The following is a 22,220-nucleotide window of genomic DNA, read 5'->3' on the forward strand; positions in this document are numbered from 1 at the left end:
GAGCGGCTCCGGAGAGGGCGGATGCTCACTTTACCGCCGCTTCCATCAGGCGTCGGAATTGGTCCTGGGCCTGCAGGCCGAAGCTGGTCCAGGTCTTCATCAGTTCATCGGGCTGCATCGCGGCAACATTGGCCTCCATCCGCTTCTGCATCTCCGCGACCATTGCCTCGTTCAGCGGCGTCACGTCCGGCAGGCCGAGAAAGGCTCGCGCCTCCGCCGGTGTGCACTCGACTTCCACATTGACCTTCATCGCATGGTCTCCTGTTTCACGTGAAACGTCCGAAGACGACTTACGTGTTCATCGACTGGAAGAAGTCCGAGTTGTTTTTCGACTGGCGCAGCTTGTCGAGCAGGAATTCGATGGCGTCCTGCGGTCCCATCGGGTTCAGGATGCGGCGCAGGACATAGGTCTTGGCCAACTGATCCTTCGGCGTGATCAGGTCTTCCTTGCGGGTGCCGGACTTCAGCACGTCGATGGCGGGGAAGATGCGCTTGTCGGCGACCTTACGGTCCAGCACGATCTCCGAGTTGCCGGTGCCCTTGAACTCTTCGAAGATCACCTCGTCCATCCGGCTGCCGGTGTCGATCAGGGCCGTGGCGATGATGGTCAGCGAACCGCCCTGCTCCACATTGCGCGCGGCGCCGAAGAAGCGCTTGGGCCTTTGCAAAGCGTTGGCGTCCACGCCGCCGGTCAGCACCTTGCCCGACGAGGGGACGGTGGCGTTGTAGGCCCTGCCCAGACGCGTGATGGAGTCCAGCAGGATCACCACGTCTTTCTTGTGCTCGACCAGACGCTTGGCCTTCTCGATCACCATTTCGGCGACGGCGACGTGGCGGGTGGCGGGCTCGTCGAAGGTCGAGGCGACGACCTCGCCCTTCACCGTCCGCTGCATGTCGGTCACCTCTTCGGGGCGTTCGTCGATCAGCAGGACGATCAGGAAGACTTCCGGGTGGTTCCGCTCGATCGACTTGGCGATGTTCTGCAACATCACCGTCTTACCCACGCGCGGCGGCGCCACGATCAGGCAGCGTTGGCCCTTGCCCAGCGGCGCGACGATATCGATGACCCGGCCCGAGCGATCCTTCAACGTCGGATCCTGGATCTCCATGTGCAGTCGCTCTTCGGGATAGAGCGGCGTCAGGTTGTCGAACAGGACCTTGGTCTTGACCGCTTCGGGGTCTTCCAGATTGATCGTGTCGACCTTGAGCAGGGCGAAGTAGCGTTCGCCTTCGCGCGGCGCGCGCACGGCCCCATGGACGGTGTCGCCCGAGCGCAGGCCGAAGCGGCGGATCTGCGACGGCGAGACATAGACGTCGTCCGGCCCCGGAAGATAGTTGGCGTCTGAGCTGCGCAGGAAGCCGAAGCCGTCCGGCAGGATTTCCAGCACGCCATCGGCGATGATCTCGACTTCTTCGTCGGCCAGGGCCTTCAGGATGGCGAACAGCAGATCCTGTTTGCGCAGGTTGGAGGCGTTCTCGACCTCCAGCTGTTCAGCGAAGGCGACCAGGTCGGCCGGGGTCTTCTCGTTCAGCTCGGCGAGCGTGATGCGGCCGTTGGCGACGACGGGCTCGCCGTCCTCTTCGTCGTCTGCCGTCGTGTCCACGCCAGAATCGGCGCCCGCCGCCTCGCCGGCTTCATGCGCCGCGCCGTGATGGGTGGGGGTTTCAACCTCCACGCCTTCGTTCTCGGGGGTGTCGGTATTGGTGTCGCGGACGTCGGTCATAATGCAGGCTCGCGGGCGCACGCGGCCAGACGGCTGCGGCGCGGGTCTCTGAAAATGTCTGGCCAGAAGGCCGAAGGGAGGTGCGACGGTCTCCCGCTGGCTCCAAGGCCTGCAGGCGTCACGAAAGAGAGGGACCGCCGACGCAGGACGCCGAACGGTTCGCCGCCAGCGGAACCACAGGCGGCGGGTCAGGTCAAGCGGAGCCGCTTACCGAAACGTCCACTCCGTCGTCACCGACAGCACCATGATGATGGCCAGAATGAAGGGAACCTCATTCGTCATGCGCCAGAACTTGCCGGAATATTTCGACGTGCCGGCCGCGATCTTCTTCCTCTGCGCCGCCAGGAAGCCATGCCAACCGCTGAGCAGGAAGACGCCTGCCAGCTTGGCGACCATCCACGGTTCGCCCAGGAAGGCGGCGCCGCGCGCCGAGACGTCGATATGGATTAACCACAGACCGAAGACCCAGGCCAGGATCATCGCCGGGTTCAGAATGATGCGCAGCAGCCGCGTCTGCCACAGCCGCAACAGCGTCTGCATTTCGCTTTTCAGCGGTTCGGGCTTGGCGTTCTGTTCGGCGTCATAGGCGTAGAGCCGAGGCAGGAACAGCAGACCCGCCATCCAAGCGATCACCGCCAGAATATGCAGCCCGCGTGCGAGATCGTAGGTGTTCATGCCGCCCGCCCTCCCTTGCGATGCGGACAGGCCTTCCAGTCCGCCTTGCACCCCTGCCCGAACGGCGCGACGCCTCTGTGGGACAATGCGCTAACGGCTGCGTCGGCCAACGCGTCAATGAACAGCGGCTCGATCCCGACCGCCGGGGCACGTAAATATGGACTGGCCCCTTTTTCATGGGCCAGTTCGCCGTATTCTATATCCAGCTCGACCAGGGTCTCGATATGTTCCGAGACAAAGGCGATGGGCGTGACAACCACGCCGACCCCGTCCTTGGCCGCCGTTTCAATGGCTTCGGGCGTTGACGGGCCCAGCCATTTCATCGGCCCGACCCGGCTCTGGTAGCAGATGGCGTGGTCGATCGGCCCGCGCTGCGCCTCGATGGCGGCGACCACGGCGGCGACCGTCGTCTCGATCTGCTCCTGGTAGGGATCCCCCTTGCCGGTCACCAGCTTCTCGGGGATGCCGTGGGCGGAGAACAGCACCCGCACCGGCTGACCCACTGCCTCGTCCAGCTTCTCTCCGATCGCCTGGGCCTGGGCCTCAACCCAGCCTGTCGCCGCCGGATAGCAGCAGACGGCGCGGCTGACGCCCGGGCCGGCATAGGCGGCATTCCAGGCCTTCAACGAGGATTCCGTCGTCGTGGTCGAAAACTGCGGATAGAGCGGCAGCAGGACGACTTCGTCGGGTCCGAACGCGGCGACCTCGGCCGCCGTCTCTTCGGTCAGCGGATGCCAGTAGCGCATGGCGATGAAGACCTTGACCTCATCGCCGCCCAGCCGCGCGCCAAGCACCGCCTGCAAAGCCTCGGCCTGGCGACGGGTCTCTGGCAGCAGCGGCGATCCGCCGCCCATCAGGGCGTAGTTGGCCTGGGCGCTGGTTTCGCGCCGGCTGGAGATGAGTTTGGCCAGAGGCGTGCGCAAGATCCCTGGAAGGCCGATGATGGCCGGATCGTTGAACAGGTTGAACAGGAACGGCTTGACTGAAGCCTGATCGTCCGGCCCGCCCAGATTGAACAGCACCACCGCAATGCGACGGCCGGGGGTCGCTTCGCTCATTGGGCGCCGATCCGTCTCAGAACCTGCTCGACATGGTCGATCGGCACGTCCGGCAGGATGCCGTGGCCGAGGTTGAACAGCCAAGGCCCCTGCCCCCAGGCCTCCATCAGTTGATCGACGCGTCGGTCCAGCAGATCGCCGCCGGCGCGCAGCAACAGCGGGTCGAGCGCCCCTTGAATCGGCTTGATCCTCTGCACCCGTTTTCCGACCTCCAGAGGGCAAGCGGTGTCCAGGGCGACGGCGTCGACCTCGACCGCCTCGGCATACCGCTCTGCAAGCGCCGCAGAGCCCCGTGGGAAGCCGATGAGGGGTACGGTGACCCCCAGCTCCCGCGTGCGCTTCACCAGCGCCTGGTGGGGCTTCAGGACCAGTCTTTCGAACAGGTCGTCCGGCAGACCCTCGGCCCAGCTCTCGAAGATCTTCAGAACCTGGGCGCCGGCGTCGGCCTGCATCTTCAGATATCGGGCCGTGGCCTCGACCAGAACCTCCAGCGTCTCATCGACGCGCTCGGGATCGGCATAGGCGTAGGTGCGGGCCTGGGCGCGTTCGCCCTTGCCGAGGGTGCGCGCCTGGCCGTCCAGCATATAGGTCGCCACGGTCCAGGGGGCGCCGGCGAAGCCGATCAGGGCCCGTTCCGGCTCCAGGGCCGCGCGCACGATGGACAGGGTCTCGCCCACCGCCGACAGATGCTCGCCCGCCGCCGGGGCCAGTTCGGCCATCCGACCCGGGATCGGCATTTCGCCCAGACGCGGCCCCTCCCCCGTTTCGAACCAGACGTCCTGGCCCAGAGCGCGCGGGATCAGCAGGATATCGGCGAAAACGATCGCCGCATCGAAGCCGAACCGGCGCATGGGCTGAAGCGTCGCCTCGGCGGCCATTTCGGGGTTCAGACAGAAGGCGATGAAGTCAGGCGCCTCGGCCCTCAGCTTGCGATACTCCGGCAGATACCGACCAGCCTGGCGCATGAACCACACCGGCGGACGCGCCAACGTCTCCCCGCGGAGAGCCCGTAGCACCAGGGGTGTCGGATCGGCAGTCTGGGTCTGATCGGTCATGCCGGAGGATTAAGGTCACAGCCCCCCGCTCTCAATCCCTAATCAGATTAAGAATTAAAAGATTCGAAGTGGCAGGTAGTGCGGTGGAATGGCGGGGATGACTCGATCGGCGGCGGCGGAACAAAAGCGGATATCCACGTCCGGCCTATCGTTAACGGGGATGTCGAAACGACTGATCCCGCCCGTGGACAATCCCTAACGAAACCTTAACGGGCAAGGGTTTGCGGGGGCTTGCGGCTGTGAACGCGGTTAAGCGTCGTTAACCTTTCATTAGGATTTTCCACAGCGGTTGGAAATTCGGTTTTCCGCCTTGGGATGATCCGGCGGCGGACGGCTGACGCGATCCACCATCATCCCCGCTCGCGGGCGGATCGATCAGCGGCTAAGAAAAACGGCGCCCCGACGGTCCAACGCCGTCCCCCAACTTTCAACAGGGAGACAGACAGTCTCATGAGCCCTGCCAGACCCTCGGGACCGGCCCGTCTGGCCACCTATTTCCACGTTCACCTGGTGTCGGACTCCACCGGCGAGACCTTGAACGCCATGGCCAAGGCGGTGACCGCACGCTTCGACGGCGTCATTCCGATCGAGCACATCTACTCCCTGGTGAGGTCGGCAAAGCAGATGGAGCGGGTGCTGCAGGAGGTGGAGTCCGCGCCGGGCGTCGTTCTCCACACCCTGGTCGACCGCGATCTGCGCGAGCAACTGGAAGAAGGCTGCCGTCGCCTAGACATGCCCCAGATCGGCGCGCTGGATCCGCTGGTCGGGGCCATGTCGCGCTATCTTGGCGCGGCCCTGTCCACCCGCGTCGGCGCCCAGCACGCGCTGGACCATGACTATTTCAACCGGATCGCGGCGCTGGACTTCGCCATGGCCTACGACGACGGCCAAGGCTCTCTGGATCAGCTGGAGGGCGCCGACGTCGTTCTATGCGGGGTCAGCCGGACATCCAAGACCCCCACCTGCATCTATCTGGCCCACCGGGGCATCAGGGCGGCCAACGTGCCCCTGGTGCCGGGTCAGGAGGACGGCGAGCGGCTGACCAAGCTGAAGAACCCCTTGGTGATCGGCCTGACCGTGTCGCCTGATCGACTGGTTCAGATCCGGCGCAACCGTATCGACAATCTGAACGCCAGCCAGTCGTCGAACTACACCGATCAGGACGCCGTGCGCGACGAGACGATCAAAGCCCGGCGGGCCTTCGAGCGGCGCGGCTGGCCGACCATCGACGTGACCCGCCGTTCGGTGGAAGAGACGGCGGCGGCGATCACCAATCTTCTGAGCGAGCATCGCAACCACAAGATCGGGACGACCTGGTGAAATCTGAAGCTCTCATCCTGGCATCCAAGAGCGCGGCCCGCCGCGCCATATTGGAAAACGCCGGCGTCGCCTTCGAGGTGCGCGTCGCCGCTGTGGACGAGGACGCCATCAAGGCCGTCTCGACCGACCTGGACGCCGCCGCCCTCGCCGTTCGTCTCGCGGAAGCCAAGGCCCTGGCCGTCTCACGCGACGACGAAACCGCCTGGGTGCTGGGCTCGGATCAGACCCTGGCCTTTGACGGCGGCCTGGTCTCCAAGGCCAGGTCTCTGGACGCGGCGCGCGAGCGGCTGAAAGCCATGCGCGGCAAGTCGCACCAACTGCACTCGGGCGCAGCGCTGGCGACCAAGGGCCAGATCGTCTGGTCCGGCGTCGATACGGTTCAGATGCGGATGCGCGATTTCTCGGACGCCTTCCTCGACGCCTATCTGGCGGCCGAGGGCGAGGCTCTGCTGTCCTGCGTCGGCTCCTACCGGCTGGAGGGGCTGGGCTCGCAGCTGTTCGAAGCGGTGGACGGCGACTATTTCACGGTGCTGGGCCTGCCGCTCTGGCCGGTGTTGAAAGAGCTGCGTCGGGCTGGTGTGATCGCGGTATGAGCACGCACCGCATAACCGGGGCCGCCTTTGTCGCCGGGATCGCCGGAAATCCGGTCGCCCATTCGCTTAGCCCGGTCATCCACAACGCCTGGCTGGCGGCCGGCGGGATCGACGGCGCCTACGTGCCCTTCGTCCCTGCGGATGCCGCCGGGTTCGAGACCCTGATCGCGGCGGGGCGCGCCGGTCTGATCATGGGGCTGAACGTCACCGCCCCATTCAAGGAACAGGCCTTCGCCCTGGCGGATCAGGCGACGGCAGCGGCGCGACTGACGTCCTCGGCCAATATCTTGCAGTTCGAAAACGGCCGGGTGCTGGCCGACAGTTCCGACGGCGTCGGCCTGATGCGCGGCTTGAAGGAACAGGCGCCAGACCTGGACGTGGCGGGGCGGCCTGTAGTGATGCTGGGCGCCGGCGGCGCGGCCCGCGCAGGGTCCGGCGCCCTGGTCGAGGCGGGCGCCGAGGTGCGCATCGTCAACCGTTCGCCCGAACGCGCAGAGGCTTTGGCCGCTGATCTTGGACCCTCGGTTCGGGTCGTGACGGCCGATGACGCCTTCGACGGCGCAGCCCTGGTCGTCAACGCGCTGAGCGTTGCGCCCAACATCGACTTCGACCGGATCGCGCCCGGCACGGTGGTGATGGACATGACCTACAAGCCGTTGGCTACGCCCTTTCTGACGGCGGCGCGCGAACGCGGCCTGCCGACGGTGGATGGATTGGCCATGTTGATCGGCCAGGCGGCGCCGTCGTTCGAAGCCTTGTTCCGCCGCCCGCCGCCGCCTCTCGATCTTCGTGCCCTGTTGATGACGCATCTGGGCGAGGCGGCATGATCCTGCTCGGTCTCACCGGTTCCATCGGCATGGGCAAGTCGACGACGACGGCCATGTTCGCCGATCTGGGTGCGGTCGTCTGGAACGCCGACGATGCGGTTCACCGCCTCTATGCGCCCGGAGGCGCCGCAGTCGTTCCGGTGGGCGAAGCCTTTCCCGGCGTCCTCGTGGACGGCGCGGTCGATCGCACGCGTCTGGCCGAGGCGCTTGGAAAAGACGACACCGCCTTTCGGCGTCTGGAAGCCATTGTCCACCCTCTGGTCGCCCAGGGTCGCGCGGCGGAACTGGAGGCGGCGCGCACGGCGGGTGTGAAACTGGCGATTCTGGACATCCCCCTGCTGTTCGAGACAGGTGGGGACAAGGGCGTCGACGCCGTCGTGGTGGTCACCGCCGATCCGGCGATCCAGGCGGAGCGCGTCCTGGCCCGTCCCGGCATGACCCGTGAACGGTTCGACGCCATCCTGGCGCGCCAGATGCCGGACGCGGAAAAGCGCGCCCGCGCCGATTTCATCATCGACACAGGCCGGGGTTTGGAGGCCGCTCGGGCCGAGGTCGAAGCGATCGTGGCCACCGTTCTGGCCCCGTCGTGGATATCTCCCCGGCGCGGCGCGGCGAGCCTTTCGCGCTGAGGCGAATGCCGCCATTAAGGGCGAATGGCGCGCGAGATCGTTTTGGATACGGAAACCACCGGCTTCGACCCCAAGACGGGCGACCGGTTGATCGAGGTCGGCTGTATCGAGATCCAGGACCTGCTGCCGACGGGGCGGACCTTCCATCGGTTCGTCAATCCCGAGCGGCTGATCCCGCCCGACGCCATCCGGGTTCACGGCATCACCGACGAGAAGGTCAAGGATGCGCCCAAGTTCGCCGAGATCGCCGACGACCTGATCGAATTCATCGGCGATGCGCAGATGATCGCCCACAACGCCGCCTTCGACCGCAACTTCATCGACTTCGAATATGCGCGGTGCGGCCGGCCGATCACCGGCGACGCGCGCTGGATCGATACGCTGAAACTGGCCCAGACGCGGTTTCCGGGCATGCCCAACTCGCTGGACGCCCTGTGCAAACGCTACAAGGTGTCGCTGGTCGAGCGGACGCTGCACGGCGCCCTGATCGACGCCCGTCTGCTGGCCGAGGTCTATCTTGAGCTTCGCGGCGGCAAGGAACGGGTGCTGGACCTGTCGTCCGCGCCGGTCGGTCGTGGCCCCGGCGGCGTCATCGAAACCGCCGCCTACGGCCAGCGTACCCGCCCGCTGGCGCCGCGCTCGACGCCCGAGGAACAGGCCGCCCATGTCGCCTTTCTCGCCAAGGCGCTGAAGGACCGATCACTTTGGGAAGCTTACGGCCTGCCAGCGCAGGAAGACGCGGCTTAGTCTCTTTTAGCGCTCAAGTCGTGAGCGACCGCGTCGCGAACATAGCGCGGCGCGCAGCGCCCCAGCCTTAAGCCTGCCGAAAGCCAAGCACGTCCTGCATGTCATAGAGACCGGGGCCTCGCGTCCGCACCCAGGCGGCGGCGGCGACCGCGCCCTTGGCAAACAGAGACCGATCGATCGCCGAATGGCTCAGGGTCAGCACCTCGTCTTCCGATGCGAACAGCACCGTATGCTCGCCGATGATGCCGCCGGCGCGGATGGAGGAAAAGCCGATCTTGCCGCTCTCGCGCTCGCCCTGGACCCCGTCATAGGGTTTGGAGCGCAGGTCATCCAAATCCGCGAACCGCCCCTCGGCGGCGGCCTCGCCCAGCATCAGGGCCGTGCCCGACGGTGAATCCACTTTCCGGCGGTGATGGGCCTCGGTGATCTCGATGTCCCAGTCCTGGGCGTCCAGACGTTGGGCCGCGTGTTGGACCAGGCCGATCAGGATGTTCACGCCCAGAGAGAAGTTGCCGCTCTTGACGATGGCGACCTTCTCGGCGGCCTTCATAAGGTCGGCTTCCTGCTCGTCTGTGAAGCCGGTCGAGCCGATCACCAGGGCCGGACCGCCGCGCTCAGCTGCGCCCTGGGCCAGACCCACCGAGGCGGCCGGGGTCGAGAAGTCGATGATCACGTCGCACAGCGACAGGTCGGCGGTTTCGCCCCAATCGAAGCGGGCGGCGACCACCACGTCCTCGCGGGCGTCCAGAACCTGAGAGACCGCACGCCCCATCCGGCCGCGATAGCCGGAAATGCCGGCGTGGAAGATTGCGCTCAAACCGCGTTCTCTTTCGACCCGTCCGCGTCCTGATTGCCCAGGATGTCGGCCCAGAAACGCTTCGCCTTTCCGGCAAAGCTGGAATTCCTGGGGTTCTGCCCCTCCCCGAACGACAGGGCAAGCTCTTCCAGCAACTCACGCTGGCGCGCGGTCAGATCGGTGGGCGTCTCGACGAACAGTTCGACCACCAGATCGCCCCGGTTGCGGCCGTTCAGATGGGGCATACCCTTGCCCTTGATGCGCACGGTCTTGCCGGTCTGGGCGCCGGCCGGCACGGCGACAGAGGCCTTGCACTTGCCGTCGCAGGCCGTGGAGACCAAGCAGGGCGCGTCGATCTCGCCGCCCAGGGCCGCCACCGTCATCGGCACGGGCACGGTGACCAGCAGGTCCAGGTTGTCGCGCTCGAACAGGTCGTGCGGCGTGACCGAGATAAAGACGTACAGATCGCCGCGCGGTCCGCCGCGCTGGCCCGCATCGCCCTCGCCCGACAGACGGATGCGCGAACCGTCGTCCACGCCGGCGGGGATTTTCAGGTTCAGGGTGCGGGTTTTGCGCACCTGTCCGTGACCATGGCAGGCGGTGCAGGGATCGGCGATCATCTGACCCTGGCCGTGGCAGCGGGGGCAGGTGCGCTCGACCTGGAAGAAGCCGTTGGCCTGGCGCACGCGACCGGCGCCCTGGCAGGTGGTGCAGGTGACGGGCTTGGTGCCCGGCTTGGCGCCCGACCCCTCGCAAGTGTCGCAGGTCATGGTCGAGGGGATGTCAATCTCGACGTCCTCGCCCTTGTAGGCCTGCTCCAGGGTGATCTCCAGATCGTAGCGTAGGTCCGAGCCCCGGCGCGGTCCGCCCTGTTGGCCCCGGCCCTGGCGTCCGCCGAACGCGTCCCCGAACGCATCGCCGAAGACCTGGGAGAAGATGTCGTTGATGTCCGAGAAGCCCTGACCGCCCTGACCGAAGGGATTGCCGCCCCCGCCGCCGTTCACGCCCGCATGGCCGTAACGATCATAGGCCGCGCGCTTGTTGTCGTCCGACAGCACCGTATAGGCCTCGGACAACTCCTTGAACTTGGCCATCGACTCTTCCGAGCCGCCATTGCGGTCCGGGTGGTGGATCATGGCCAGCTTGCGGTAGGCGGCTTTCAGGCCGGGGGCGTCGATCGTGCGTTCGACACCTAGAACTTCGTAATAATCACGCGCCATCGGGCGTTCGTCCTCATACTTCCCCGTTCGCTTTCGCCTCGCCTCTTATCGCGCGTTGGTCGAAATCGATGTCCCGGCTGACATGGGGTCCGGGACCAATGATGCAAGTTTCATGAAAAGGCCCCGCCTATCGCAAGACAAGCGGGGCCGTATCATTTCAGCGACCTGTGACGGATCAGGCGCTCTTCTTGTCGTCGCCGTCCGTGTCAGACACTTCCTCGAACTCGGCGTCGACCACGCCGTCGTCGGCCGGCTGGCCTTCTGCGGCGGCGTCGCCCTGCTGCTGGGCGTACATGGCCTCACCCAGCTTCATCGAAGCCTGGACCAGGGTGTTGGTCTTGGCGCGGATGTCTTCCGGGTCCGTGCCTTCGCGCGCGGTCTTCAGCTCGGCCAGGCCGGTCTCGATGGCCGTCTTCTCGTCCGCGCCGACCTTGTCGCCATGGTCGGCCAGGGCCTTCTCGGTCGAGTGGATCAGGCTGTCGGCGGCGTTCTGCGCCTCGACCAGATCCTTCTTGGCCTTGTCGGTGGCGGCGTTGGCCTCGGCTTCCTTGACCATCTTGTCGATGTCGGCGTCCGACAGGCCGCCGTTCGCCTGGATGCGGATCGACTGCTCCTTGTTGGTCGCCTTGTCCTTGGCCGAGACGTTGACGATGCCGTTGGCGTCGATGTCGAAGGCGACCTCGATCTGCGGCATGCCGCGTGGCGCGGGCGGAATGCCCATCAGGTCGAACTGGCCCAGCATCTTGTTGTCAGACGCCATCGGACGCTCGCCCTGGAAGACCCGGATCGTCACGGCCGACTGGTTGTCGTCGGCGGTCGAGAAGGTCTGGCTCTTCTTGGTCGGGATCGTCGTGTTGCGCTCGATCAGAGGCGTGAACACGCCGCCCAGGGTTTCGATGCCCAGGGTCAGCGGCGTCACGTCCAGCAGCAGCACGTCCTTGACGTCGCCTTGCAGAACGCCGGCCTGAACGGCGGCGCCCAGGGCCACGACTTCGTCAGGATTCACGCCCTTGTGCGGCTCCTTGCCGAAGAACGCCTTCACGGCTTCCACGACCTTGGGCATGCGGGTCATGCCGCCGACCAGAACCACTTCGTCGATGTCCGAGGCCTTCAGGCCGGCGTCGGCCAGGGCCTTCTTGCACGGCTCGATCGTGCGCTGGACCAAGTCTTCGACCAGGCTTTCCAGCTTGGCGCGCGTCAGCTTGATGTTCAGGTGCAGCGGGCCCGAGGCGTTCATGGTGATGAACGGCAGGTTGACCTCGTACTGGGTCGTGGTCGACAGCTCCTTCTTGGCCTTTTCGGCCTCTTCCTTCAGGCGCTGCAGGGCCAGCTTGTCCTGGCGCAGGTCGACCGACTGCTCCTTCTTGAACTCGTCGGCCAGGTAGTCGACCAGACGCAGGTCGAAGTCCTCGCCGCCCAGGAAGGTGTCGCCGTTGGTCGACTTCACCTCGAACACGCCGTCGCCGATCTCCAGGATCGAGACGTCGAAGGTGCCGCCGCCCAGGTCATAGACGGCGATCTTCTGGCCGTCGTTCTTTTCCAGACCATAGGCCAGGGCCGCCGCGGTCGGCTCGTTGATGATGCGCAGCACTTCCAGGCCGGCGATCTTGCCGGCGTCCTTGGTCGCCTGACGTTGGCTGTCGTTGAAGTAGGCCGGCACGGTGATCACGGCCTGGGTGACCTTGTCGCCCAGATAGGCCTCGGCCGCTTCCTTCATCTTGGTCAGGGTGAAGGCCGAAATCTGCTGCGGGGAATAGTCCTTGCCGAAGGCGCGCACCCAGGCGTCGCCGTTCGGGCCCTTGACGATCTCATAGGGCACCATCCCCTTGTCCTTGGCGACGACGGGATCATCGAAGTTGCGGCCGATCAGGCGCTTGATCGCGAAGAAGGTGTTGGACGGGTTGGTGACGGCCTGGCGCTTGGCGGGTTGACCCACCAGCACTTCCGCGCCGTCTTGGATCGCCACGACCGACGGGGTCGTGCGGTTGCCCTCGGCGTTTTCGATCACCTTCGGCGTCTTGCCGTCCATGACGGCGACGCACGAGTTGGTGGTGCCCAGGTCGATGCCGATAATCTTGGCCATGTGTTCTTCAGTCTCTCTGGTTCGGCGGGCGATGCGGCGGCCTTCGACGAAGCGCCGCGCGTGACCGCCCCCGGTTGGGTTGGCGTGGATCAGGCTGGATAGCCCCAAGTTTCGCGGGGTTTCTCCGAAGCTGGCCCCGATATGGGAAAATCCCCCCCGCCCGCAAGGGCGTTATGCGATTCAAAGCTTTCGAAGAACGGCGAAATTTGAAGATGCGAAGACAGCGATCGTCGGGCATAAGATTTCCCATCGCGCTCTGGGGACCGCGATGAAGGAAGGGAGAGGAAACAATGATCAAGACCATGCTCAAGGCGGCCGTCGCCGCCGCCGTTCTGATCGGCTCTGCGGCCGCCGCCGCGCCGCCTGCCGGGGCGCCGGCCATTCAGTCGCGAGACGGCTATGATCGGCACGTCACCATCAAGAACCGCACCGGCTGGACCATGTTGCGCTTCTACGCGTCGGATTCACGCAGCGACGACTGGGAAGAGGACATCCTGGGCTCGGACGTGCTGGAAAGCGGGCAGGATGTGCGCATCAACATCGATGACGGCTCGGGCGCCTGCATCTATGACTTCAAGGCCGAGTTCACCAACGGTCAGGAGCTGACGCGGTCGCGCATCAATGTCTGTGAGGTCAGCGAATACACCTACACCCGTTGAGGTGAAGACCGCCGTCGAGGGCTTCCGGCTCTGGCCGGGGGCGCTCGATGCTGCGGCGCAGGCGGATCTGGTCACCGAGGTGTTCGCCCGGCTGGATGACGCGCCGCTGTATCGGCCGACCACGCCCGGCGGTCGGCCTTTTTCGGTTCAGATGAGCAACTTCGGTCCGTTGGGCTGGGTCTCCGACCGGGGCGGCTATCGTTATCAGTCGATCCATCCGGAGACCGGGCGACCCTGGCCCGCGATCCCGACTGTGCTGCTCGATCTGTGGCACGCCACGGTGGGCTGGCCCACGCCGCCGGACGCCTGTCTGGTCAATCTGTATCACGATGCGGCGAAGATGGGCCTGCACCAGGACAAGGACGAGGCCGACCTCGGCGCGCCCGTCCTGTCGGTGTCGCTAGGGGACACTGCGACGTTCCGCATCGGCGCGGCGGAGGGAGGACGCACCACGACGTTAAGGCTGGACAGCGGCGACGTCTGCGCCCTGACCGGACCCGCGCGCCTGGCCCGTCACGGCGTCGACCGCGTGCTGGCCGGATCGTCGCGCCTGATCCCCGGCGGCGGCCGACTGAACCTGACGCTGCGCTGCGCCGGTTGAGCATCGGATTTTTGGACTGGCTTTCGACGGCAAGCTGCGGCGTATGTCGGAGATGGATGATCTGAAGCGCCGCTGGGCCCGGCTGGAGCCCCATGTCATCGTCGTGGGCCCGGACGACGACCGGCCCCGGCCGACGGTTTTGCTGTTCCACGGCTGCGGGGGTCTGCGCGATCACCTGCCCCGCTACTCCGAGGTCGCAAAGGCGGCGGGCTGGCGCGCCTTCATCGTCGATTCCTACGGCCCGCGCGGATGGGGCCGGGCCTTCACCCTGGCGGCGGTCTGCACGGGCCTGTCGTTCCGGGGCTATGAGCGGGTGGGCGACGTGCTGGCGGCGATCCGGGGCGTTTCGGCCCGCCCCGATGTCGACGCGACGAAGCTGGCCCTGGCCGGCTGGAGCCACGGCGGCTGGTCGATCATGGAGATGATGAGCGGCGCGCCGACGCCCGGCGCCTTTGGCGTGACCGATCCCGCCGAGGCCGACCTGTCCGGCGTCAAGGCGGTGTGGCTGGCCTATCCCTACATCGGCCCGTTCGCCTTCAATCGGTTGAAGCCCTGGCGGCATTGCCCGCGCGTTCTGGCCGTCACCTGCAAGCGCGACCACCTGACGACTGTGCGCAACGCCGAACAGGTCAACGCCATGATCCGCAACTGCGGCTCCCAGGTCGAAAGCTGGATCGCCGGGGGCACCCACGCCTTCGACGAACCCACCAACAACGGTCCGATGCGCCACGATCCGGACCTGACAGTCGAGGCCCTGCGCCGTTTCGGCGCCTTCCTGACCGACGCCGTGCCACACGGCTGAAAAGAAAACTGACCCGCGGTCTTGACGGGCGATCTATCACGTAACAATTGCAGTTACATGAAAAGGGATTCTCGTCTGTCCAACATCCTCCACGCTCTGCTGCACATGGCCGAGCATGATACACGCACCGGCTCGCCCATGACCTCGGACCAGCTGGCGGTCTGTCTTTCGACCAATCCCGTGGTGGTGCGCCGAACCATGGCCGGCCTGCGCGAGCAGGGATTGGTGGCGTCGGAAAAGGGGCATGGCGGCGGCTGGCGTCTGTCGCGACCGCTGGATCAGATCACCCTGGGTCAGGTGAACACGGCCATTGGCGGCGCGGATCTGTTTCCGGCCGCTCCGCCTATCGAGGCCGACGGCTGTTTGGTCGAGGCGGCGGTCAACGACGCCCTCGCCGAGACCTACGCCGCCGCCCGCGCCCTGCTGATCGCGCGCCTGAACGACGTAACCCTGGCCGATCTGGCGGCGGATTTCTCGCGCCGCATGGCCGAACATCCCAAGAGAGATCTGCTCCATGCCCACGCTCGAAAGTCCTGACGTCATGCCGCACGACGCCCTGATCATCGGCGGCTCCTATGCCGGCCTGTCCGCAGCCATGCAGCTGGTCCGCGCGCGCCGCCGCGTTCTGGTTATCGACGACGGCCGGCCGCGCAATCGGTTCGCCGCTCGCGCCCATGGGGTCCTGACGAATGACGGAAAGCCCGGCGCTGAGATCACGGCGTCGGCCCGGGCCCAGGTCGCGGCCTATCCCACCGCCGCCTTCCGCATGGCGGAGGCGGTCGAGGTCGAACGGATCGATGGCGGTTTCTCGGTCGCCTTCGCTGACGGCACACGGACAAGCGGTCGCCGGCTGCTGCTGTCGCACGGGGTCGAGGACGTGCTGGTCGACATCCCGGGGGTGAAGGAACGCTGGGGCCGCACCGCCCTGCACTGTCCCTGGTGCCACGGCTATGAGATCGGCGGCGGCCCCATCGGCGTGCTGGGGCGCGGCGATCACGCGGTCCAGTATGCGGCGACCGTCGCCGAATGGGGCCAGGTCACCCTTTTCATGGATCTGGACGTCGGCCTGTCGCCCGAGGACGCCCGTCTGCTGGATCGACGCGGGGTCACCATCGAGGCCACGCCCATCTCGCGGCTGGAGGGCGATGCGCCGGACCTGAGCGGCGCGCGGCTGACCGACGGACGGTTCGTCGACCTGAAGGCCATCTTCGTCGGCGCCAATGTGCGCGTCGCCAGCCCCTTCGCCGAGCGGCTGGGCTGCGAGATGACCGACACTCCGATGGGGCGAGTGATCAAGGTGGACGCCATGCAGCAGACGACCCAGTCGGGCGTCTTCGCCGCCGGCGATCTGGCGCGCGCCGCCTCCAACATCACCTTGGCGACCTCGGACGGCATGATCGCCGCCCACGCCCTGTTCAGGTCCCTGGTCGAGGAAGAGACGGCGGTCGCCGCCTAGCCGATCGTCGCCTCGACCGTGATGGTCGCCCGGACCGAATGGGCCATTTCGCAATGGTCGTGCGCCTGATGATGCAGGGCGTCGATCTCAGCCTGATCGGGTTCGCGGCCGGTGAAGCTGGTGAAGGGACGCAGCGTCACCTCGGCGAGGTAGCGTTTGCCGTCATCGTCCTTGCCCATCTTGCCCGAGGCCTCGTCGACATAGGTGTCGACCACCAGGCCAGCGTTGGCGGCGAAGGCGAGGAACCACAGCATGTGGCAGCTGGACAGAGAGGCGACCATCGCCTCTTCGGGATCGACGCCGGTCGGATCGGACATCGGCACGGGCACGCTGGAGGGCGCCGACGACCCCGGCACCACCGCCCCGCCGTCGAAGCTCCAGGAATGGGCGCGGCTGTAGCGCTTGTCGAGAAAGGGCTGGTCGCCGCGGTTCCAGACGACCTTGGCCTCGTAGACGCCCATTACGCCCTCCAGAAGCCGACGATCTTCTTGACCTCGTCCACCACGGGATCGGCGACCTCGGCGGCGCGCTCAGCCCCGGCCTTCAGCACGCGATCGATCTCGGCCGGATCATCCATCAGTCGGCGCATCTCGGCCGTCACGGGCGCCAGCGACGACACCGCCAGATCCGCCAGCGCCGGCTTAAAGGCGCCGAAACCCTGGCCGCCGAACTGTGCGATCACCTGTTCGCGGGTCAGGCCCGCCAACGCCGCATAGATGGCGACCAGATTCTTGGCTTCGGGACGTTCGTTCAGGCCGTCCAGGGTTTCCGGCAAAGGCTCGGGATCGGTCTTGGCCTTCTTGATCTTGGAGGCGATTGTGTCGGCGTCGTCGGTCAGGTTGATGCGGCTGTTGTCGGACGGGTCCGACTTGGACATCTTGGCCGCCCCGTCGCGCAGAGACATGACGCGGGTCGCCGGCCCCTGGATGATCGGCTCAGGCACGGGGAAGAAGCCGGGAACGCCGAAGTCGTTGTTGAACTTGGCGGCGATGTCGCGGGTCAGCTCCAGATGCTGCTTCTGGTCCTCTCCGACCGGCACTTCGGTCGCCTTGTACAGCAGGATGTCGGCCGCCTGGAGCACGGGATAGGTGTAGAGGCCGACCGAGGAGCGTTCCTTGTGCTTGCCCGACTTCTCCTTGAACTGGGTCATCCGGTCGAGCCAGCCGAGGCGGGCGACGCAGTTGAAGATCCAAGCCAGCTCGGCATGGGCGCGCACGGCCGATTGCGGGAAGATGATCGCCTTTTCCGGATCCAGGCCCGAGGCCAGATAGGCGGCGGCGATCTCGCGCGTCTGGGCGGTCAGTTTGGCGGGATCCTGCCACACGGTGATGGCGTGCATGTCGGCGACGAAGACATAGACCGGCGCGCCCTGGTCCTGCAGCTCCACGAACCGCTTCAAGGCGCCGAGGTAGTTGCCCAGGTGCAGCGCGCCTGAGGCCTGGATGCCGGACAGGATGCGGCGCGGGCCGTCATATGTCGCAACGGCGGGGGTTTGGTCGGTCATGGGATCGGGTCTCGGAAGGTCGAAAGGCAGGCGTGGCGAGGCAGGCGGCGGTTCAGCCGCGCCATCGCAGGTCATGGATCAGGCCCGAGGTCGTCATGGCCTCGCGCTTATCGGTTCGCCGCCTGTCAGTCCAGACCGGAGACCGCGCCGCCGCCGGGCTCGCGCTTCAGCGTGGCCTTCAGTTCCGAGATGGTGACGGCCCGGAACGCCAGCAGGCAGAAGCCGTAAAGCCCGGCCCCGGCGCCGCAGACCACCAGGACGGCGATCTCCTTGGCCAGGAACAGGCGAGCCAGCTGCGGATAGAAGACGTCGGCGGCGAACAGCAGGGCGGCCATCATGGCGCTGGCGGCGATCACGCGGGCGATGCGTGACAAAAAGGCCGGCGACGGCCGCCAGCTGTTTTCGCGGATCAGGACGCCGCCCAACAGAGCGACGTTGACCCAGGCCGAGGTGCTGGTGGCGATGGCCAGGCCCAGCACCCCGTCCCAGCCCTGACGGCGGAACCAGAAGAACAGGGCCGAGCCCAGGATGACGGTGATGACCACGCTGGCCACGGCGAAGATCATCGGACGGCGCGTGTCCTGACGCGCGAAGAAGGGCGGGGTCAGAACCTTGGCCAGGACGAAGGCCGGCACGCCCCAGGCGAACTGACGCAAAACGTCGGCGGTGCGGGCGGCGTCGGCCGAGGTGAAGGCGCCCCGCGTCACCGTCGCGTCGATGATGAAGAAGGGAATGACAAACAGGGCCACGGCCGCCGGCAGGGTGAAGGCCATGGCCAGGTTGATGCCGTCGTCCAGCGTCTTCTGCCCGCCCTCGTGATCGCCGTCGACGAAGGCCTTGGTCAGGCGCGGCACCAGGGCCAGGCCGATGGCGACCCCCACCAGGCCCAGCGGCAGTTGATACAGCCGGTCGGCGTTATACAGCACCGAACGCGCGCCCTCGTCCGACCCGGTCAGGAACTGCGACACCAGAGAGTTGATCTGCAGCGCCCCGCCCGCCAGGGCGCCGGGCACAGCGAGCGCCAGGGTGTGACGCACATTCGGCGTGATACGCGGCAGGCCGATCTTGAGCCGAACGCCCAGACGCCGCACGCCCCACCACAAGAGACCGGCCTGGATCAGGCCCGACACCGTCACCGCCGCCGTCACCATCAGCAGCACCGTCTCCTGCGGGATCGGCAGGATCAGCGGCGGCATCAGGGCGGCCAGGGTGCACAGGTTCAGAAACACCGGCACGGCCGCCGACAGGGCGAACCGACCGCCGGTGTTCAGCACGCCCGACAGCAGCGAGGCCACGGTCATACAGGCCAGATAGGGCATGGCCAGTTGGGTTGCGATCACGGCGGCGCGCAGCACCTCGGGCTGACCCTGATACGCCGACAGCAGCCACGGCATGATCCAGGGCATCACGACCTGCAGCAGGATGCAGAAGCCCGCGACCACGGCCAGCATGAAGCTGAGCGCCTCGGACGCCGTGACGGCGGCCGCTTCCTCGCCCTCGCGCGCCCGAACCCCCCCATAGACCGGCACGAAGGCCTGGGCGAAGGCGCCCTCGGCGAACAGGCGGCGGAACATGTTGGGCAGCATCAACGCCGTGGTGAAGGCGTCCATCATCGGCCCCTGGCCGAAGCGCGCCGCCAGCGCCATGTCGCGCACGAAGCCGAGAATTCGACTGCCCAGCGTCAGGGTCGACTGCACCAGGGTGTTTCGGGCGAGGCTCATGCGGACATTCGACAGGGCGCGGAGGAAGGTTGTCGCTTAGCGCGCTTGTTCGCCGGGCGATACGGGCTTTGCGCGCGGGCTGCGGCGGCCCAGGTCGGAGACGTCGCGTGCGCTGGCGCGGGCCGAGGCGACCTTGCGTCCGGCGGGCGCGGGCGCGCGGCTGTCCAGCACGGCCTCAAGCGCGGTGCGCAGTTCGGCGATCCGCTGTTCCGAGGTGATCTTCCGCCCCTTGCGATCCACGACGTAGAAACTGTCCACCGCCCGCTCGCCATAGCTGGCGACATGGGCGGAGCGGATGCTCAGGCCTTCGTCGTTGAACACGCGCGACAGGTCCGCCAGCAGGCCCGGCCGGTCGGCGCAGGACACCTCGACTACGGTGGCGACCTCGCTGGCGTGGTGATCGACCATAACCACGGGCCGGACTTCGAAGGCCGCCTTGCGCGCATTGCCGGTCGGATCGGGCGCCTGGCCGATACGGCCCTCGCCCCGCGCGGCCTTTTCCAGCGCCTCGACTAAAGCCTTCAGGCGACGCGGCTCGGCCTGGCCATAGGGTAGGCCCGCTCCGTCCTGAACACGAAACACGTCCAGAACGACACCGTCCTCTGTCGCCACGCGGGCGTCGGTCACGTCGGCGCCCAGGGCGGCCATGGTCTGGGCCAGATCGGCGAACAGGCCCGGCCGGTCGGCCGCTGCGATGGAGATTTCGGTGGTCTGCACCGTCAGCCCCTGCACCGGCGCGGTTGGCGCGCTCTCGGCGGCCGCGCCCGTCTCGCGCGCCCGCTGGACCAGGGCCGGGTGCGCCGCCAGCGGATCCTCGCGCGTCACGTCCTCGCCCCGGAACAGGGCGGCGACCTTGTTATAGAGGGTGCGCATCAGCTGACCCTTCCAGCCGTTCCACACGCCCGGCCCCACGGCCCGGATATCGGCGACGGTCAGGACCAGCAGCATCCGCAACCGCTCGGGATCACCGACCAGTTCGGCGAAAGCGCGGATGGTCGCCGGGTCCGACAGGTCGCGCTTCTGGGCGTAGTCCGACAGCGCCAGATGGCTGCGCACCAGCCAGACGACCAGTTCGATCCGGCGCGGATCGACGCCCAGCCGCTCGCACGCCCGACGCGCGGCGATGGCGCCGTCCTCCAGCTGCCCCCGCTCGCCGCCCTTGCCCACATCGTGCAGCAGCATGCCCAGCATCAGGGCTTCCATGTCCGAGATCAGATGCACGATCTCGCTGGCCATGGGGTGGTCGGTCTTAAGTTTGCCGCGCGCGATGTCGTTGATGATGCCGATGGCCTGAAGCGTGTGCTCGTCGACCGTATAGGCGTGGTACATGTTGAACTGGGTCTGGCCGACGATCCGCCCCCATTCGGGCAGGAACCGGCCCAACAGGCCCGTCTCGTTCATGATTGTCAGGACGCGATAGGGCCGCTGCCCGTGCGCCAGAACGTCCAGGAAGGCGCGCGTCGCCGCCGGATCGCGCCTCAGCCGGGGCGTCACCAGCGACAGCGACCGCGTCACCGCCGAAAAGGCGTCCGGATGCAGATCCAGGTCGTGCTTGTCGGCGCAGACGAACAGCGTCAGCAGCTTGACCGGATCGGCGGCGAACACCTCCGGCCCCTCGACCGACAGACGCCCCTGATCGATCCAGAACCCCTCGACCTCCAGCTTGCGGCGGGGGGCGGGCCGGAACGGCGCCATCAGCCGCGACAGACCGTGCGCCGTCTTCTGGTGGCGCGCCTCCAGCTTGGCCGACATGGCGCGGGTCAGGGCGCCGACGTCGCGGGCCACCAGAAAGTATCGCCGCATGAACCGCTCGACCGCCGGTTCGTCGCCGCGCCCGCGCCAGCCCATGCGCCGAGCGACCTCGGGCTGCATGTCGAAGGTCAGCTTCTCTTCGGCTCGGCCCGCGATCAGATGCAGATGGATGCGGACCCGCCACAGGAAGTCGAACGCCTCGTCCGACGTGCGTCGCTCGCGCGGGGTGAACAGTTCGTCCATCACCGTCGCGCCCAGCCGGCTTTCGGGCGCCAGGGACCGGGCGATCCAGTACAGGGTGTTCAGGTCGCGCAAGCCGCCCTTGCCGTCCTTGACGTTGGGTTCGACCTTGTAGCGGGTCGAGCCGGCCTTCTCGTGCCGGGCCGCCCGCTCCTCCAGCTTGGCGGCGATGAAGGGGCGCGGATCGGATTTCGACACCATGTCGCGAAACCGGCCGATCATCAGCTGGGCCAGCGCCTCGTCCCCCGCCAGCGGACGCGCCTCCAACAGGGTCGTCCGCACCGTCATGTCGGTGCGCGACAGGCTCAGGCACTCTTCGACCGAGCGCACCGCCGATCCGACCTTGGCCCCCAGGTCCCACAGCACATAGAGGACGAACTGGATCACCTGCTCGCCGCGCGGCGTCGCCTTGGACGATCTCAAAAACAGCAGGTCCAGATCGGAATGGGGCGCCAGAACGCCCCGGCCGTAACCCCCGACCGCGACCAGGGCCAGCCGTTCGGCCTCGACCGGCGAGGTCGGCCACAGGGTCTGTGTCGCCACCCGCCACAGGCCGGCCAGCATCTCGTCGGCGGCGGCGGCGTAAAGGCGCGCCACGTCGCGGCCCTTCATGCCGCCGTCCAGCTTGCGCTCGGCCCGCGCGCGGGCGACGTCATAGGTCTCGCGCAAAACGACAGAGACCGCCGCGCGCGGGTCTTCCGCGCGGGCGGCCTCGTCAAGGCGGTCATCCAGACTGGGCGAGGCGTTCATGTCAGCCG

At 66.9% G+C, this 22,220-nt stretch carries 22 protein-coding genes; 10 read left to right on the forward strand and 12 right to left on the reverse strand.

Annotated features, from left to right (window positions below; all coding sequences use genetic code 11):
• Positions 1–25 precede the first annotated feature (25 nt).
• From DT343_RS11800 to hemE, 5 genes are all read right to left on the reverse strand, one after another.
• Complete coding sequence (locus DT343_RS11800) at positions 26–250, reverse strand: DUF6489 family protein (protein WP_112863047.1); 225 nt, start codon at positions 248–250, stop codon at positions 26–28.
• Positions 251–290: 40 nt separating this feature from the next.
• Positions 291–1,724: a transcription termination factor Rho gene (gene rho / locus DT343_RS11805; RefSeq protein WP_066627117.1), complete on the reverse strand. Its 1,434-nt coding sequence runs from the start codon at positions 1,722–1,724 to the stop codon at positions 291–293.
• Positions 1,725–1,931: 207 nt separating this feature from the next.
• Positions 1,932–2,399 (reverse strand): CopD family protein, encoded by a 468-nt coding sequence (locus DT343_RS11810; protein ID WP_112863048.1) that lies wholly within the window; start codon positions 2,397–2,399, stop codon positions 1,932–1,934.
• Positions 2,396–3,457, reverse strand: a complete 1,062-nt coding sequence (gene hemH, locus DT343_RS11815) for a ferrochelatase (protein ID WP_112863049.1) — start codon at positions 3,455–3,457, stop codon at positions 2,396–2,398. Before hemH ends, DT343_RS11810 begins: the two co-directional genes overlap by 4 nt.
• Positions 3,454–4,512: a uroporphyrinogen decarboxylase gene (gene hemE, locus DT343_RS11820; protein WP_112863050.1), complete on the reverse strand. Its 1,059-nt coding sequence runs from the start codon at positions 4,510–4,512 to the stop codon at positions 3,454–3,456. Before hemE ends, hemH begins: the two co-directional genes overlap by 4 nt.
• Positions 4,513–4,962: 450 nt before the next feature.
• Between hemE and DT343_RS11825 the strand changes: the two genes are divergently transcribed.
• Genes DT343_RS11825 through dnaQ form a run of 5 tightly spaced genes read left to right on the forward strand, consistent with a single transcriptional unit; the run spans position 4,963 to position 8,628 of the window.
• Complete coding sequence (locus tag DT343_RS11825; protein ID WP_055809600.1) at positions 4,963–5,832, forward strand: pyruvate, water dikinase regulatory protein; 870 nt, start codon at positions 4,963–4,965, stop codon at positions 5,830–5,832.
• Positions 5,829–6,425 carry a Maf family protein gene (locus DT343_RS11830; RefSeq protein ID WP_439897226.1) on the forward strand — a complete coding sequence of 199 codons (597 nt, stop codon included), beginning with the start codon at positions 5,829–5,831 and terminating at the stop codon, positions 6,423–6,425. The genes DT343_RS11825 and DT343_RS11830 overlap by 4 nt, the downstream gene beginning before the upstream one ends.
• A complete protein-coding gene (locus DT343_RS11835) occupies positions 6,422–7,252 on the forward strand; it encodes a shikimate dehydrogenase family protein (RefSeq protein WP_112863051.1) in 831 nt (276 codons plus the stop codon). The genes DT343_RS11830 and DT343_RS11835 overlap by 4 nt, the downstream gene beginning before the upstream one ends.
• The gene (gene coaE / locus DT343_RS11840) at positions 7,249–7,881 is read left to right on the forward strand and encodes a dephospho-CoA kinase (RefSeq protein ID WP_112863052.1); all 633 of its coding nucleotides are present in this window, start codon (positions 7,249–7,251) and stop codon (positions 7,879–7,881) included. Before DT343_RS11835 ends, coaE begins: the two co-directional genes overlap by 4 nt.
• A gap of 24 nt (positions 7,882–7,905) precedes the next feature.
• On the forward strand, positions 7,906–8,628 hold the full coding sequence (gene dnaQ / locus DT343_RS11845; protein ID WP_112863053.1) for a DNA polymerase III subunit epsilon: 723 nt from the start codon (positions 7,906–7,908) through the stop codon (positions 8,626–8,628).
• 67 nt (positions 8,629–8,695) lie between these two features.
• On the opposite strand, the gene dapB is transcribed toward dnaQ, so the two are convergent.
• The 3 genes from dapB to dnaK form a co-directional block, all read right to left on the reverse strand.
• Complete coding sequence (gene dapB / locus DT343_RS11850; protein ID WP_112863054.1) at positions 8,696–9,445, reverse strand: 4-hydroxy-tetrahydrodipicolinate reductase; 750 nt, start codon at positions 9,443–9,445, stop codon at positions 8,696–8,698.
• The gene (gene dnaJ / locus DT343_RS11855; protein WP_112863055.1) at positions 9,442–10,644 is read right to left on the reverse strand and encodes a molecular chaperone DnaJ; all 1,203 of its coding nucleotides are present in this window, start codon (positions 10,642–10,644) and stop codon (positions 9,442–9,444) included. The genes dapB and dnaJ overlap by 4 nt, the downstream gene beginning before the upstream one ends.
• A 175-nt stretch (positions 10,645–10,819) precedes the next feature.
• Complete coding sequence (gene dnaK / locus DT343_RS11860) at positions 10,820–12,760, reverse strand: molecular chaperone DnaK (protein ID WP_258522609.1); 1,941 nt, start codon at positions 12,758–12,760, stop codon at positions 10,820–10,822.
• A 257-nt stretch (positions 12,761–13,017) separates the two neighbouring features.
• On the opposite strand from dnaK, the gene DT343_RS11865 reads away from it, so the two are divergent.
• The 5 genes from DT343_RS11865 to DT343_RS11885 are packed head-to-tail and all read left to right on the forward strand — an operon-like array spanning position 13,018 to position 16,245.
• Positions 13,018–13,386: a hypothetical protein gene (locus tag DT343_RS11865; protein WP_017505386.1), complete on the forward strand. Its 369-nt coding sequence runs from the start codon at positions 13,018–13,020 to the stop codon at positions 13,384–13,386.
• On the forward strand, positions 13,349–13,987 hold the full coding sequence (locus DT343_RS11870) for an alpha-ketoglutarate-dependent dioxygenase AlkB (RefSeq protein ID WP_112863057.1): 639 nt from the start codon (positions 13,349–13,351) through the stop codon (positions 13,985–13,987). The genes DT343_RS11865 and DT343_RS11870 overlap by 38 nt, the downstream gene beginning before the upstream one ends.
• Positions 13,988–14,030: 43 nt before the next feature.
• Positions 14,031–14,789, forward strand: a complete 759-nt coding sequence (locus DT343_RS11875) for a dienelactone hydrolase family protein (protein ID WP_258522567.1) — start codon at positions 14,031–14,033, stop codon at positions 14,787–14,789.
• Between the two features lie 57 nt (positions 14,790–14,846).
• Complete coding sequence (locus DT343_RS11880; protein ID WP_112863058.1) at positions 14,847–15,326, forward strand: Rrf2 family transcriptional regulator; 480 nt, start codon at positions 14,847–14,849, stop codon at positions 15,324–15,326.
• On the forward strand, positions 15,304–16,245 hold the full coding sequence (locus DT343_RS11885) for an NAD(P)/FAD-dependent oxidoreductase (RefSeq protein ID WP_258522568.1): 942 nt from the start codon (positions 15,304–15,306) through the stop codon (positions 16,243–16,245). Before DT343_RS11880 ends, DT343_RS11885 begins: the two co-directional genes overlap by 23 nt.
• On the opposite strand, the gene DT343_RS11890 is transcribed toward DT343_RS11885, so the two are convergent.
• The 4 genes from DT343_RS11890 to glnD all read right to left on the reverse strand — a co-directional run bounded on the left by DT343_RS11890 (position 16,242) and on the right by glnD (position 22,212).
• Positions 16,242–16,706: an OsmC family protein gene (locus tag DT343_RS11890; RefSeq protein ID WP_112863059.1), complete on the reverse strand. Its 465-nt coding sequence runs from the start codon at positions 16,704–16,706 to the stop codon at positions 16,242–16,244. The two genes, DT343_RS11885 and DT343_RS11890, sit on opposite strands and share 4 nt — an antisense overlap.
• Entirely contained in the window at positions 16,706–17,749 is a 1,044-nt protein-coding gene (gene trpS / locus DT343_RS11895; RefSeq protein WP_017505380.1) for a tryptophan--tRNA ligase, read from the reverse strand. The genes DT343_RS11890 and trpS overlap by 1 nt, the downstream gene beginning before the upstream one ends.
• Before the next feature lie 125 nt (positions 17,750–17,874).
• Positions 17,875–19,470 (reverse strand): murein biosynthesis integral membrane protein MurJ, encoded by a 1,596-nt coding sequence (gene murJ, locus DT343_RS11900; protein ID WP_112863060.1) that lies wholly within the window; start codon positions 19,468–19,470, stop codon positions 17,875–17,877.
• 36 nt (positions 19,471–19,506) lie between these two features.
• Positions 19,507–22,212 carry a [protein-PII] uridylyltransferase gene (glnD, locus tag DT343_RS11905; RefSeq protein WP_112863061.1) on the reverse strand — a complete coding sequence of 902 codons (2,706 nt, stop codon included), beginning with the start codon at positions 22,210–22,212 and terminating at the stop codon, positions 19,507–19,509.
• Positions 22,213–22,220: the final 8 nt, after the last annotated feature.

The sequence above is a fragment of the Brevundimonas vesicularis genome, assembly GCF_900445985.1.
Classification (GTDB): Bacteria; Pseudomonadota; Alphaproteobacteria; order Caulobacterales; family Caulobacteraceae; genus Brevundimonas; species Brevundimonas vesicularis_D.

Excerpts from the sequence above, each read along its gene's own strand:
- DT343_RS11800 (WP_112863047.1), bottom strand. The coding sequence starts at position 250 with ATGAAGGTCAATGTGGAAGTCGAGTGCACACCGGCGGAGGCGCGAGCC.
- rho (WP_066627117.1), bottom strand. The coding sequence starts at position 1,724 with ATGACCGACGTCCGCGACACCAATACCGACACCCCCGAGAACGAAGGC.
- DT343_RS11810 (WP_112863048.1), bottom strand. The coding sequence starts at position 2,399 with ATGAACACCTACGATCTCGCACGCGGGCTGCATATTCTGGCGGTGATC.
- hemH (WP_112863049.1), bottom strand. The coding sequence starts at position 3,457 with ATGAGCGAAGCGACCCCCGGCCGTCGCATTGCGGTGGTGCTGTTCAAT.
- hemE (WP_112863050.1), bottom strand. The coding sequence starts at position 4,512 with ATGACCGATCAGACCCAGACTGCCGATCCGACACCCCTGGTGCTACGG.
- DT343_RS11825 (WP_055809600.1), top strand. The coding sequence starts at position 4,963 with ATGAGCCCTGCCAGACCCTCGGGACCGGCCCGTCTGGCCACCTATTTC.
- DT343_RS11835 (WP_112863051.1), top strand. The coding sequence starts at position 6,422 with ATGAGCACGCACCGCATAACCGGGGCCGCCTTTGTCGCCGGGATCGCC.
- coaE (WP_112863052.1), top strand. The coding sequence starts at position 7,249 with ATGATCCTGCTCGGTCTCACCGGTTCCATCGGCATGGGCAAGTCGACG.
- dnaQ (WP_112863053.1), top strand. The coding sequence starts at position 7,906 with ATGGCGCGCGAGATCGTTTTGGATACGGAAACCACCGGCTTCGACCCC.
- dnaJ (WP_112863055.1), bottom strand. The coding sequence starts at position 10,644 with ATGGCGCGTGATTATTACGAAGTTCTAGGTGTCGAACGCACGATCGAC.
- DT343_RS11865 (WP_017505386.1), top strand. The coding sequence starts at position 13,018 with ATGATCAAGACCATGCTCAAGGCGGCCGTCGCCGCCGCCGTTCTGATC.
- DT343_RS11870 (WP_112863057.1), top strand. The coding sequence starts at position 13,349 with ATGTCTGTGAGGTCAGCGAATACACCTACACCCGTTGAGGTGAAGACC.
- DT343_RS11875 (WP_258522567.1), top strand. The coding sequence starts at position 14,031 with ATGTCGGAGATGGATGATCTGAAGCGCCGCTGGGCCCGGCTGGAGCCC.
- DT343_RS11880 (WP_112863058.1), top strand. The coding sequence starts at position 14,847 with ATGAAAAGGGATTCTCGTCTGTCCAACATCCTCCACGCTCTGCTGCAC.
- DT343_RS11885 (WP_258522568.1), top strand. The coding sequence starts at position 15,304 with ATGCCCACGCTCGAAAGTCCTGACGTCATGCCGCACGACGCCCTGATC.
- DT343_RS11890 (WP_112863059.1), bottom strand. The coding sequence starts at position 16,706 with ATGGGCGTCTACGAGGCCAAGGTCGTCTGGAACCGCGGCGACCAGCCC.
- trpS (WP_017505380.1), bottom strand. The coding sequence starts at position 17,749 with ATGACCGACCAAACCCCCGCCGTTGCGACATATGACGGCCCGCGCCGC.
- murJ (WP_112863060.1), bottom strand. The coding sequence starts at position 19,470 with ATGAGCCTCGCCCGAAACACCCTGGTGCAGTCGACCCTGACGCTGGGC.
- glnD (WP_112863061.1), bottom strand. The coding sequence starts at position 22,212 with ATGAACGCCTCGCCCAGTCTGGATGACCGCCTTGACGAGGCCGCCCGC.